This is a genomic window from Streptomyces sp. NPDC046900, assembly GCF_040644975.1.
Lineage (GTDB): Bacteria > Actinomycetota > Actinomycetes > Streptomycetales > Streptomycetaceae > Streptomyces.
In genome coordinates, this window is the sequence record NZ_JBEYXD010000042.1 from 14,880 (window position 1) to 27,216 (window position 12,337).

Sequence of the window (12,337 nt, forward strand, 5' to 3'; positions counted from 1 at the left end):
CGAGGCGCAAGGGAACGATCCGCCCGATCCCCTCGTCTTCGGGACGGGATGAACAAGACGATCAGACGCGCATCGGTCTTCGCACTGCTCCTGGTGTTGGCTCTGCTGGTCAGGGCGACCTGGGTGCAGTTCTACGACGGCAAGGCGCTCGCGGACGACAAGGACAACCGGCGGAACGCGATCGAGACGTACTCGCGGCCGCTCGGGAACATCATCGTGGCCGGTGACTCGGTCACCGGCTCGGCGCGGGCGAAGGGCGGCGACCTCGCGTACAAGCGCACCTACACGGACGGCAGGCTGTACGCCGCGGTGACGGGCTACGCCTCGCAGAGCTACGCGCCGACCCAGCTCGAGGGTATCTACCAGGACCTGCTCAACGGCACGGACACCCGCCTCAAGGGCGTGATGGACACGGTCACCGGCAAGCGGGCCGATCCGGGCGACGTGGTCACCACGATCGACCCGGGCGTGCAGAAGGCCGCGTACCAGGCACTCGGCGGCAAGAAGGGTGCGGCCGTCGCCATCGACCCGGCGACCGGCAGGATCCTGGCGGTCGTGTCGACCCCTTCGTACGACCCGGCGTCGCTCACCGACGCGAACACCGCGGGGACGGCCTGGAAGCAGCTGAACAGCGATCCCGACAAGCCCCTGACCAACCGCGCGCTGCGCCAGCCGCTGCCGCCCGGTTCGACGTTCAAGCTGGTGGTGGCGGCCGCCGCGCTGGAGGACGGGCTGTACTCGTCCGTGGACCAGAGGACCGACAGCCCCGACCCGTACCCGCTGCCGGGCACGACCCGGACGCTGTCGAACGAGAACCCGAACGCTCCGTGCGAGAACGCCTCGATCCGCGTCGCGCTGCGCTACTCCTGCAACAACGTCTTCGGGAAGATGGCCGTCGACCTCGGCCAGGACAAGGTCCGGGCGATGGCAGAGAAGTTCGGCTTCAACGACAGCCGGCAGGACGTGCCGGTGCGGGCGTACGCGAGCGTGTACCCGTCGGGCATGGACAAGGCGCAGACGGCGCTGTCCGGCATCGGCCAGTTCGACGTCACGGCGACCCCGCTGCAGATGGCCATGGTGTCGGCGGCCATAGCCAATGACGGCCGGCTGGTCTCGCCGCATATGGTCTCGCAGATCACCGACGGCAGCGGCGACGTGCTGAGCAACTACGACGACAGTGCCAGGACCAAGCGGATCGTCAGCTCGTCCACGGCCCGGCAGTTGCAGTCCGCGATGCAGACGGTGGTCGAGCAGGGCACCGGCACCAACGCGCAGATCGCCGGAGCGACCGTGGGCGGCAAGACGGGTACGGCCCAGCACGGCGAGAACAACAGCAAGACGCCGTACGCATGGTTCACGTCGTACGCGAAGTCCGATTCCGGCGGCAAGGAGGTCGCCGTCGCGGTGATGGTCGAGCAGTCGGACGCGGCCCGCTCGGAGGTCAGCGGGAACGGGCTGGCAGCCCCGGTCGCCCGGGCGATGATGCGGGCGGCGCTCAAGGGCTAGGCGGTTCGGGGCCGTCGCGCGCGGGGACGAGCCCGCGCGGGACGGCCCCGCCGCTCACTTCACGCCCAGGATCTGCTCCACCGGGTCGATCGCGAAGTACACCAGGAACAGCGCCGACACGCCCCACAGCAGCCAGTGGACGTCCTTGGCCTTGCCGATGACCGCCTTGATGACGACGTACGCGAGGAAGCCCGCGCCGATGCCATCGGTGATCGAGTACGTGAACGGCATCGCGGCGATGGTGAGGAACGCCGGAATGGCGATCTCGTACCGGTCCCAGTCGATGTGCTTGACGTGGGTCATCATCAGGAAACCGACGGCGATCAGGGCGGGTGCCGCGGCCTGGAGCGGCACGATGGTCAGCAACGGGGTGAGGAAGAGGGCGAGTCCGAACAGGCCGCCCGTGACCAGGTTGGCGAAGCCGGTGCGCGCGCCCTCGCCGACCCCGGCCGCGGACTCGATGTAGGCGGTGTTGGAGGAGGCGGAACCCACACCGCCGGCGACCGCCGCGGCGCCGTCGATGAACAGGACGCGGCCGATGCCCGGTACCTGGCCCTTGTCGTCGAGCAGCCCCGCCTCGGCGCTGATGCCGACGATGGTGCCCATGGCGTCGAAGAAGTCCGACAGGACCAGGGTGAAGATCAGCAGGACGGCGGTGAGCACGCCGGCCTTGGCGAAGCCGCCGAACAGGCTGAAGTGACCGATGAGTCCGAAGTCCGGGTTCGCCACGATCTTGTCGGGCACCTTCGGGGTGGTCAGCCCCCAGCTCTTGATGTCCGCCGCGGCGTTGACGACGATCGCGACGATCGTCATGGTCACGATGCTGATCAGGATCGCGCCCTTCACCTTGCGTGCGAGCAGGGCGATGGTCAGCAGCACACCGAGGCAGAACACCAGCACGGGCCAGCCGGTCAGCCGGCCGACGGCGCCCAGTTGCACCGGCACGGTGGTGTTCGCGGCGTCCGGGATGCGGCTGACGAACCCGGCGTCGACGAAGCCGATGAACGCGATGAAGAGACCGATGCCGACGCCGATGGCCTGTTTCAGCGGCTGGGGGATGGCGTTCATGATCGCCTCCCGCAGTCCGGTGAGGACCAGGACACAGATGAGGACGCCCTCGAGGACGACGAGCCCCATCGCGTCGGGCCAGCTCATCAGCGGGGCGAGCTGGAAGGCGACGACGGCGTTGAGGCCGAGACCGGCGGCGATGGCGAGCGGCAGATTGCCGCCGACGCCCATGATGACGGTCATCACGCACGCCACCAGGGCGGTGGCGGTGACCAGTTGCCCGGTGTCGAGCTGGTGGCCGAACTTGTCCTTGGCGCTGCCCAGGATGATGGGATTCAGGACAAGGATGTAGGCCATGGTGAAGAACGTGGCGAAGCCGCCGCGTATCTCCCGGCCCAAAGTGGAGCCTCGTTCGGAGATCTTGAAGAACCTGTCGATGCCGTTCTCCGCGGGAGGTGGGGCACTTGACCGGTCGGCCACCTTCTGTGTGTCGGACATGCGGACGCTCCTCGTTGCCTGGTGAACCGGTGCGGGATGCTGGCTGGATTGTTCCCCCGGTGAGCCGGTTTCAGGTTTTCTCCGCGTTACGGAAATCGAGTTCGGCCCGCGGGCACCGGAACGCCCCCGCCGGCGGGGGCGTTCTCCTCCTGCTACTGGATCTCGATCGTCCCGGCGGCCGGGACTATCACGTCCACCGGGGGCGCCGACCTCATCCGGCTACGCGGCCGCCCCGGAGGCATGCCGGAGACGGAGCTCACCCCGCGTACGGGTCCGCGACCTTCCCTGGTCGGGACAGGAACTCGAAGTCGCAGCCGGTGTCCGCCTGGGTGATCTGTCCGTTGTAGAGCACGCCGTAGCCGCGCTCGTAGCGCGCCGGGGGCGGGATCCACTGTGTCCGGCGACGCTCCAGTTCGGCGTCGTCCACGTGGAGCCGGAGGCTGCGGGCCTCGACGTCGAGTGTGATGCTGTCCCCGGTCCGTACGAGCGCCAGCGGCCCGCCGATGTACGACTCCGGTGCCACGTGCAGCACACACGCGCCGTAACTCGTGCCGCTCATCCGGGCGTCGGAGATCCGCACCATGTCCCGTACACCCTGCTTCAGCAGGTGGTCGGGGATGGGCAGCATCCCGTACTCGGGCATGCCCGGTCCGCCCTTGGGTCCGGCGTTGCGCAGCACCAGCACACTGTCCGCCGTGATGCCGAGCGACGGGTCGTTGATGGTCCGCTGCATCGTCCTGTAGTCGTCGAACACCACTGCGGGCCCGGTGTGCCTGAGCAGGTGCGGCTCGGCGGCGATGTGCTTGATGACGGCACCGGCCGGGCACAGGTTGCCGCGCAGGACGGCGACCCCGCCCTCCGTCGCGACCGGGTTGTCGCGGGGCCGGATGACGTCGTCGTCGTGGACCCGGGCACCCGCGATCTGCTCGCGCAGGGTGTCGTACGAGACCGTCGGCCGGTCCAGGTGCAGCAGGTCCGCGATCCGGGACAGGAACCCGGGCAGGCCGCCCGCGAAGTGGAAGTCCTCCATGAGGTACCGCTCGCCGCCGGGGCGGACGTTGGCGAGCACCGGGGTCGTGCGGGCGATGCGGTCGAAGTCGTCCAGCGTGAGCCGCACCCCGGCCCGTCCGGCCATGGCGATCAGATGAATGACGGCGTTGGTGGAACCGCCGAGCCCCAGCACGGTCGTGACCGCGTCCTCGAAGGCCTCATGCGTGAGGATGTCGCTCAGTTTCCGGTCCTCGTGGACGAGTTCGACGATCCTGCGGCCGGACGCGGCGGCCATGCGCTCGTGCCCTGAGTCGACGGCCGGGATGCTCGACGCGCCGGGCACCGTGACGCCGAGGGCCTCGGCGGCCGCGGTGAGCGTGGAAGCCGTACCCATCGTCATGCAGTGCCCCGGCGAACGGGCGAGCCCGCTCTCCAGCTCCGACATCTCGCAGTCGCCGATGAGCCCGGCACGCTTGTCGTCCCAGTACTTCCACATGTCGGTGCCCGAGCCGAGGACCTCACCGCGCCAGTGGCCCGGCAGCATGGGACCCGCGGGCACGAAGACGGTCGGCAGGTCGACGGAGGCGGCCCCCATGAGCAGCGCGGGCGTGGACTTGTCGCAGCCGCCCATCAGTACGGCCCCGTCGACCGGATAGGAGCGCAGCAGCTCCTCGGCCTCCATGGAGAGGAGATTGCGGTAGAGCATGGGGGTCGGCTTCTGGAAGGTCTCGCTGAGCGTGGAGACCGGGAACTCCAGCGGGAAGCCGCCGGCCTGCCACACGCCCCGCTTCACGGCCTGGGCGCGGTCTCTGAGGTGGACGTGGCAGGGGTTGATGTCCGACCAGGTGTTGAGGATCGCGATGACGGGCTTGCCCAGGTGCTCCTCGGGGAGATAGCCGAGCTGCCGGGTGCGCGCCCGGTGGCTGAAAGAGCGCAGCCCGTCGGTGCCGTACCACTGGTGGCTCCTGAGCTCGTCGGGCCTCTTCATATCGACCACCTGCCGACGACGGCGGCGACCTCCGCGCGCTCCTCCTCGCCCAGCGCCCTGCTCGGCGGGCGCACATCGCGGCGACACAGGCCCAGCGCGGCGAGGGCTTCCTTGACGACAGAGACGTTGTCCGCGGAGCCGTTCGCCGCGCGCAGTTCCTCGAAGCGGCGGATCTGTTCCCAGACCCTCATGGCGGCCGGGTAGTCCCCGGACCGAAGCGCCTCGATCATGTTCAGGGAGACGGCCGGAGCGACGTTCACAAGCCCTGAGGTGAATCCGGTGGCCCCCGCGGAGAAGTACGAGGGGGCGTACGGTTCGGCGAGCCCCGCCACCCATACGAAGCGCTCGAGTCCCGCGTCCCTTGCGAAGGCGGCGAACCGGGCTGCGTCCGGGACGGCGTACTTCACCCCGATGACGTTCGGGCAGTGGTCGGCGAGTTCGGCGAGCCGGGCGCCCGGCAGCTGGGGGTTGCGGATGTAGGGGACCACCCCGAGTTCGGGCACGGCCTCGGCGACGGCCCGGTGGTAGTCGACCCAGCCGGCGGCCGAGACGTACGGATGCACGGGCTGGTGGACCATGACCATCCCGGCACCCTGCTCACGGGCGTGCCGGGCGGAGGCGACGGCGGTCGGCACATCGTGACCGACACCGGCGAGCACCGCGGCCCGCTCCCCCGCCACCTCGATCGTCAGCTCCGTGACGAGGCGCCGCTCCTCGGGGGTGAGGGCGTAGAACTCGCCGGTGTTGCCATTGGGCGTCAGGGTCCTGACGCCGCCGTCGAGCAGCCTGCGCAGCAGTGCCCGGTGGGCGTCCCGGTCGACGGTGCCGTCCTCGGCGAACGGCGTCACCGGGATCGCCACCACATCGGCCAGGGCGACTCGTTGGATCTCGAACGCCGCGCCGCTCATTCCTGTCCCTCCTCCCCGTACCGGGGGAACGCTCGCCGGACGAACGAGGCGATGTGGGTGTGCAGGGCGCTCGCCGCGCCCTCGGCGTCGCCGTCCTGGGCGAGCCGCAGGATCTCCCGGTGCTCGGTGGCCTCGAGCTCCCAGGAGGGGTCGGCGGCCCAGGCGACAGCGGAGACGAGGGCGGCCTGGTCGCGGACCTCGTCGAGCATCCGGCCGAGCAGCGGGTTGCCGCAGGGCGTGTACAGGGCGCGGTGGAACTCCCGGTTGGCCAGGGAGCGTTCGACGCCGTCGGCGGCCTCGTCGGCCCGGTTCAGCGCCTCGCGGGCGGCGTCCAGAGAGGCCCCGCGCCGTACCGAACGGCGCAGTGCCTCGGGCTCCAGGAGCAGCCGGACGTCGTAGACCTCGCGTGCCATGTCCGCGTCCACCATGCGCACCGTGACGCCCTTGTACTGGTTCATCACGACGAGCCCGGTCCCGGCGAGGGTCTTGAGCGCCTCGCGCACGGGGGTCTTGGACACCCCGAACTGCGCGGCGAGTTCGGCCTCGACCAGGGACTGACCGGGCGTCAGCTGGCCTGCGAGGATGCGGTGCTTGATCCCCTCCAGCACGAACTGCGTGCGGGAGGGGATCGGTACGGGCACAGAGATCATGCGCGCCTCCCGGATCTCGCGTCGCCTGATCGCATCAACTGAACGCGCGTATCAGATCTCGCGTATCGCGTCTCATATATGACGTACGAAGTACGACGCGACGAAGGTAGGAGCGCGCACGGGGTTGGTCAACGCTTCGGACAGAGGAAAGTCGAGGCTCCCGGTTCAGGGGCCGGAATGCCGGAAGTCGCGGCGCCCTACGGCTTCCACTCGGGATCGCGCCCGCTGAGGCCGATCGCCCGGTCGAGCAGCGGAGTGTCGGCAGGGACGGGCACGACCGGGCCGAACAGGCCGTCGCCGCGGCTCGGGTCGTCGGCCGCGGCGGTCAGGAAGCCGTACGACGCGAGCAGTGCCGTCATGTCCGGCTCGTACTCCTGGCCGGTGGCCCGTGCCAGGTCCCAGCCGTGGATCACCAGCTCGTCGGCCGCGACAGCGCCCGCGACCGCGCCCGGCAGGGTCACTCCGCCCGCCCGGGTCGCCCCGGTCCAGGCCTCCGGATCGCGCCACACCTCGGCCAGTTCGTCGAGCACGGCGGGCAGTTCCTCGCGCCAGCCGGGCCCGATGTCCGGCAGCGAGGCGCCCGGGTTCGTGTCCGTGGTGGCTCCGAGGTCCTTGCGCCCGGCGTCCCGGAAGGCGGTGGCCAGCCCGAGGAGATGGCCCAGCAGGGTGCGCACCGTCCATCCGGGGCAGGGCGTGGTGTCCGCGAGCTGCTCCTCGCGCACCCCGGCCGCGAGCCGGGCCACGATCCGGGTCTGCGGACCCAGGTCGAACATCTTGTCGATCATCTCGTCCTCCTCATTCTTCTCCTTCGATGAGGTGGACCGGCGGCGGCCGCGAAACTCATCGGCCGTACACCTGGACCGGGACGCGTGTCAGGCTGCCGTCCGGTCCCGGACCGCGACCGGCCGCTCCCTACGCACGAGCTCGCGCAGCGACGGCCCTCGCCGCAGGCACCACAGAGCGATCACCGGGTCGCAGATCGCGCATCCCAGGGACGAGTTGTGGGCGAAGGGCACGATGGGGTTGCCCTTGAGATGGTGCACGACGTCCCACGCGGTGTGCAGCAGCCAGCCGATGCCGATGAACGTCCATGACTCCAGACCGCGGTAGGCGACGTAGGTGGCGAGCGCGGTGAACGCGAACTCCCAGCCGCCCAGGCCGCCGCCGCTGAGGTAGGCGGCCCCCGCTCCGGCCACCATCACCGCGTTGACGCGCCGCCGGCGCGGTTCGCGCAGGAGGGACATGAGGAACACGTAGAGGACGCCGATGCCTACGGGCGCGAGGTACTGCATGGGGATGCCTTCCTGAGGTCGTACGGGCGACGCGACCGGCCGGCGCGGGAACGGCTCACCACGCCAGGACCACGTCCGCACACGCCCCAGAGGCATTACTGACACGTTCCGACGGATTTCCGTCCCGCCCTCCGCCGCGCCCGGTGACCGCCACGTCCTCGCTCAGAGCGCGGCGAGTGCCCCCCGTACGGCCGCCAGGTCCTCGTCGGAGGCCAGCCCGGCGTGATAGAGCCGCAGTTCCGTCGCGCCCGACTCCGCCGCCTCCCGCGCGTCCCGCTCCAGCGTCCCCGGGCTGCCGCCCATCGCGGAGACCACGGTGAAGTTGGCCGCGAGGACGGATCGCTCCCGGCCCTGCCCGGCGAACGGCCTCAGCAGACGTGCGCCGCCCGTGCAGGGCACCACCACGCCGTCGGCGACGGACAGGATGTGCGCGGGATCGACGCCCGCGTTCGCCCCGCAGTGGTACGACACCGGGTCGGCGTGCAGCAGCACCCGGAAGCCGTCGGGTGCGGCCGCGCGGACCGCGGCCACCGCCGCCTCCTGGAGCGTGCGGGCGGTCTCGTCGCGCCACGCGCGGGTGGCTGCCGCCTCGGTCTCGCCGAGGAGTCTCTCGACGCCCGCCCAGCCTCCGCCCGAGGGCGCGCCACGCCACACCGGCTCCAGCGCGGCCCGTACCGCGGCGGCCAGTTCCCCTGCGTCCAGGCCCTGCGCCCCGTACCCCGCCCGGCAGCTTGCGCAGAAGCACAGCGACATCAGGTACTGCCCGGCGTCCCCGAGCCCCACCCCTCCGGTCTTGTCGTGCGCGTGCAGATGGGCCAGGCCGTACCAGCCGAGCGACTCCAGTTCGGTGCCGTGAGCCCCCGGCCGTACGGCCGCCTCGGCCGCGAGGTCGACCAGGTAGGCGCGTGTGCCGGGCTGTGCGATGCACGGCGCCCACGGGTAGTGGTCGCCATAGGCGTTGACCACCGAGGTCCCCGGATGCTCCTCGCCGAGGCGGGAGTTGTGCGCGAGCACGACCCAGGTGTGCACCTCGAGCCCGGCGGCGGCGAGCGCCTCGGCACCCTCGCCGAACGCGTCGCCCGGGGCCCAGTCCCCGGCCGGGTAGGGCCGCAGGGCGCGGCCGGTCCAGCGTGCGTCCGTCGGGTAGAGCACGGCGGCATGGCGGGCCGTCACGATGCGGTGCCGCGGGTGCCGGGGCGTGAGCGCGCGCGTGGAGTGGTAGGCGGATGCGAGCGTGGCGTGGCGGACGCCCAGGGCGGCCATGCGGTCCCCCGCCCCGGGATCTCCGTTCACGTCCCAGGGGTAGAGGAAGGCCGAGGCCCTCACGCGCCCTCCCGCAGCAGCTCGTACCCACGGTCGATCAGCGCGGCGAGCTGTTTGACGTGGTCCTCGGAGGGTTCGTGCAGCGGCGGCCGTACCTCGCCCACGTCGAGGCCGCGCAGCCTGACGCCCGCCTTGACGAGCGAGACGGCGTAGCCGCGGCCCTGGGCGCGCAGTTCGACGAACGGGCGGTAGAAGCCGTCCAGCAGCCGGTGGACGGTGGCGTCGTCGCCGGCGCCCAGCGCCTTGTGGAAGGCCAGGGCGATCTCCGGAACGAAGCAGAAGACGGCGGACGAGTACAGCGTGATGCCGATGCCCCGGTAGGCGAGCTGGGTCTGCTCGGCGGTCGGCAGTCCGTTGAAGTACAGGAAGTCACCGGGGACCTCGGTCCGTACCGCGCTGACGACGCGCTGCATCAGATCGAGGTCGCCGAGCCCGTCCTTGAAACCGAGGATGCCGTCCGTGCGCGCCAGTTCGACCACCGTCCCGGGCGTGAAGACGGCGTTGTCACGCTGGTAGACGATGGTCGGCAGCGAGGTCGCCGCGGCCAGCTCCCGGTAGTGCCGCAGCAGCCCCTCCTGCCCGGCCACCACCAGGTAGGGCGGCATGGCGAGCAGTCCGTCAGCCCCCGCCTCTTCGGCGAGCCTCGCGTAGCGCACGGCGAGCGCGGTCCCGTATCCCGCACCCGCCAGGACCGGAACCCGCCCGTCCACCGCCTCGACGGCCGCGCGCACGCACGCCTCGAACTCCTCGGGCGTGAGCGCGTGGAACTCGCCCGTGCCGCAGCACGCGAAGACGGCGGCGGCGCCCGCCTCCACACCCTTGCGCACATGCTCGCGGTAGACGTCGAGAGCGATCGAGCCGTCGGGCCCGTAGGCGGTCACGGGGAAGAACAGCGGCCCGCTGGGGATGCTGAGTCGAGCGGCAAGAGGGGCTGACGTCACGGGCTCTCCCTTGAAACAGGCGCGCACACGCGGACCAGGTGCCGCACAGTGCACGTTTCTGATCCATGTCCATATTTCTGAACGCGACCACGCTAAGCCGCCACCTCAAGGCCGGTCAAGCGCACAAACGGGCAACTCAGGCGCGGATTTCGCCCCGCGGCGTCACACTTGACGGGTCACGTGGACGCTCCGTAGCGTGTCCACGGATGTGAATGCTGTACACGAATGCAGCCGCCGACTCCACAAGGAGAGACGAGGATGCCTGCTCCCCGCACCGTTCTGCTCACCGGCGCCGCCGGCGGACTCGGCACCCTGATGCGGGGGCTGCTGCCCGGGTACGGCTACGAGCTGCGGCTCCTGGACATGAGGCCGGTCGGGGGGGCACCGGACGCGATCAACGCCGATCTCGCGGACCGGGAGGCCCTGCGCGAGGCCGTGCGCGGGGTCGACGCGATCATCCACCTCGCGGGCATCTCCCTGGAGTCCGCGTTCGACAAGATCCTGAAGGCGAACATCGAAGGCACGTACAACCTGTACGAGGCGGCGCGCGAGGAGGGCGTGCGCCGGATCGTGTTCGCCTCCTCCAACCACGCGGTCGGCTTCACCCCGCGCCCCGAGGGCGACGACCCGCTGATCCCGATCGACACCCCGCGCCGGCCCGACACCTTCTACGGACTGTCCAAGTCCTTCGGCGAGGACCTCGCCCAGCTCTACTGGGACAAGCACGGCCTGGAGACGGTCTCCGTGCGCATCGGCTCCTGCTTCCCGGAGCCGACCAGCGTCCGCATGCTCTCCATCTGGATGAGCCCGCAGGACGGCGCCCGCCTCTTCCACGCCGCCCTGACCGCCGAAGGCGTCGGGCACACCGTCGTCTACGGCTCCTCCGCCAACACCCGTCTGTGGTGGGATCTGACGACCGCCAGGGCCCTCGGCTACGAACCGCAGGACGACTCCGAGCCCTACGCCGACAAGCTCGTCGCCGAGCAGGGCGAGCTGGAGCCGGGCAATCCGGCCCATGCATACCTGGGCGGTCACTTCGTCACGGACCCGCCGATCTGGCCCCACTGACGACACGCACCGAGGGCGGGCGGGCACCGAACGGGCCCGCCCGCTCCGCTTTTCGGGCACGGAGGCTGCCCGTTCCCACCGGACGCCCCGCTCCACCGCAGGTCCGAGACGGGCTTCCGCTTGGCCATACGGGCAGGATCGGGCACACTCGGGCCCGCAACAGGCCTGGTCACCGCCGCGCACCGGCTGTAGAACTTCCCCCATGGGCCCCACCGGGCCCGAACGGGCACCACCGGTTCGTGCACCCCGACGGGAACGAGCCAGAAACACGGCACGGAAGGCAGGTGACGGCGATGACGGTGAAGACCGCGGAGGAACGACAGCGCGAGATCGTCAAGGCCGCCCGCCGCACGGGTTCGGTCGACGTCACCACGCTCGCCGCCGAACTGGGCGTGGCCAAGGAGACCGTACGACGCGATCTGCGCGCCCTGGAGGACCACGGGCTGGTGCGCAGGACGCACGGCGGCGCCTATCCCGTCGAGAGCGCGGGCTTCGAGACGACCCTCGCGTTCCGCGCCACCAGCCACGTGCCGGAGAAACGCCGGATCGCGGCCGCCGCGGCCGAGCTGCTCGGGGACGCCGAGACCGTCTTCGTGGACGAGGGGTTCACCCCGCAGCTCATAGCGGAGGCGCTGCCCCGGGACCGGCCGCTGACCGTGGTCACCGCGTCCCTGGCCACCGCGGGCGCGCTGGCGGAAGCCGAGAACACGACCGTCCTGCTGCTGGGCGGCCGGGTCAGACCCGGCACCCTCGCCACCGTCGACCACTGGACGACGAAGATGCTGGCGGGATTCGTCATCGATCTGGCCTACATCGGTGCCAACGGCATCTCCCGGGAGCACGGGCTGACCACGCCCGACCCGGCGGTGAGCGAGGTCAAGGCACAGGCGCTCCGCGCCTCCCGCCGCACCGTCTTCGCGGGCGTGTACACCAAGTTCGGGGCAGTGAGCTTCTGCCGGTTCGCCGAGGTCGGCGACCTGGAGGCGATCGTCACGAGCACGCTGCTGCCGGCCTCCGAAGCCCACCGCTACTCGCTGCAGGGACCTCAGGTCATCCGGGTCTGACGGATCCGCAGCCGCCCCTCCGACAACCGCACAACTCTTCGGTATCCGTCCGTCCGCCGGTCGCCCGGCGAGCCGTACGGCGGACCACGCACATCCCCACG

The 12,337-nt window shown here is 70.8% G+C and carries 11 protein-coding genes; 3 read left to right on the forward strand and 8 right to left on the reverse strand.

From position 1 onward, the window contains the following. Nucleotides 1–48: 48 nt before the first annotated feature. The gene (locus ABZ904_RS31205; RefSeq protein WP_359392531.1) at nucleotides 49–1,506 is read left to right on the forward strand and encodes a penicillin-binding transpeptidase domain-containing protein; all 1,458 of its coding nucleotides are present in this window, start codon (nucleotides 49–51) and stop codon (nucleotides 1,504–1,506) included. 54 nt (nucleotides 1,507–1,560) lie between these two features. Here ABZ904_RS31205 and ABZ904_RS31210 read toward each other — a convergent pair whose 3' ends face one another. The 8 genes from ABZ904_RS31210 to ABZ904_RS31245 form a co-directional block, all read right to left on the reverse strand. Then, complete coding sequence (locus ABZ904_RS31210) at nucleotides 1,561–3,012, reverse strand: NCS2 family permease (protein WP_359392529.1); 1,452 nt, start codon at nucleotides 3,010–3,012, stop codon at nucleotides 1,561–1,563. Between the two features lie 256 nt (nucleotides 3,013–3,268). Next, nucleotides 3,269–4,990 carry an L-arabinonate dehydratase gene (araD, locus tag ABZ904_RS31215; RefSeq protein WP_359392527.1) on the reverse strand — a complete coding sequence of 574 codons (1,722 nt, stop codon included), beginning with the start codon at nucleotides 4,988–4,990 and terminating at the stop codon, nucleotides 3,269–3,271. Continuing rightward, a complete protein-coding gene (locus ABZ904_RS31220; protein WP_360996817.1) occupies nucleotides 4,987–5,898 on the reverse strand; it encodes a dihydrodipicolinate synthase family protein in 912 nt (303 codons plus the stop codon). The genes araD and ABZ904_RS31220 overlap by 4 nt, the downstream gene beginning before the upstream one ends. Further along, complete coding sequence (locus ABZ904_RS31225) at nucleotides 5,895–6,548, reverse strand: GntR family transcriptional regulator (RefSeq protein ID WP_360996819.1); 654 nt, start codon at nucleotides 6,546–6,548, stop codon at nucleotides 5,895–5,897. The genes ABZ904_RS31220 and ABZ904_RS31225 overlap by 4 nt, the downstream gene beginning before the upstream one ends. Before the next feature lie 197 nt (nucleotides 6,549–6,745). Further along, complete coding sequence (locus tag ABZ904_RS31230) at nucleotides 6,746–7,333, reverse strand: TIGR03086 family metal-binding protein (RefSeq protein ID WP_360996821.1); 588 nt, start codon at nucleotides 7,331–7,333, stop codon at nucleotides 6,746–6,748. 87 nt (nucleotides 7,334–7,420) lie between these two features. Beyond that, a complete protein-coding gene (locus ABZ904_RS31235; protein WP_360996823.1) occupies nucleotides 7,421–7,840 on the reverse strand; it encodes a DUF6010 family protein in 420 nt (139 codons plus the stop codon). 162 nt (nucleotides 7,841–8,002) lie between these two features. After that, on the reverse strand, nucleotides 8,003–9,166 hold the full coding sequence (locus ABZ904_RS31240; protein ID WP_360996825.1) for a hypothetical protein: 1,164 nt from the start codon (nucleotides 9,164–9,166) through the stop codon (nucleotides 8,003–8,005). Then, entirely contained in the window at nucleotides 9,163–10,104 is a 942-nt protein-coding gene (locus tag ABZ904_RS31245; protein WP_359392515.1) for a 5-dehydro-4-deoxyglucarate dehydratase, read from the reverse strand. Before ABZ904_RS31245 ends, ABZ904_RS31240 begins: the two co-directional genes overlap by 4 nt. A gap of 258 nt (nucleotides 10,105–10,362) precedes the next feature. Here ABZ904_RS31245 and ABZ904_RS31250 point away from each other — a divergent pair, with 258 nt between their 5' ends. Together ABZ904_RS31250 and ABZ904_RS31255 are read left to right on the forward strand one after the other, a co-directional pair. Then, the gene (locus ABZ904_RS31250) at nucleotides 10,363–11,172 is read left to right on the forward strand and encodes an NAD(P)-dependent oxidoreductase (RefSeq protein WP_360996828.1); all 810 of its coding nucleotides are present in this window, start codon (nucleotides 10,363–10,365) and stop codon (nucleotides 11,170–11,172) included. Nucleotides 11,173–11,465: 293 nt separating this feature from the next. After that, nucleotides 11,466–12,236 (forward strand): DeoR/GlpR family DNA-binding transcription regulator, encoded by a 771-nt coding sequence (locus tag ABZ904_RS31255; protein WP_360996830.1) that lies wholly within the window; start codon nucleotides 11,466–11,468, stop codon nucleotides 12,234–12,236. Nucleotides 12,237–12,337: the final 101 nt, after the last annotated feature.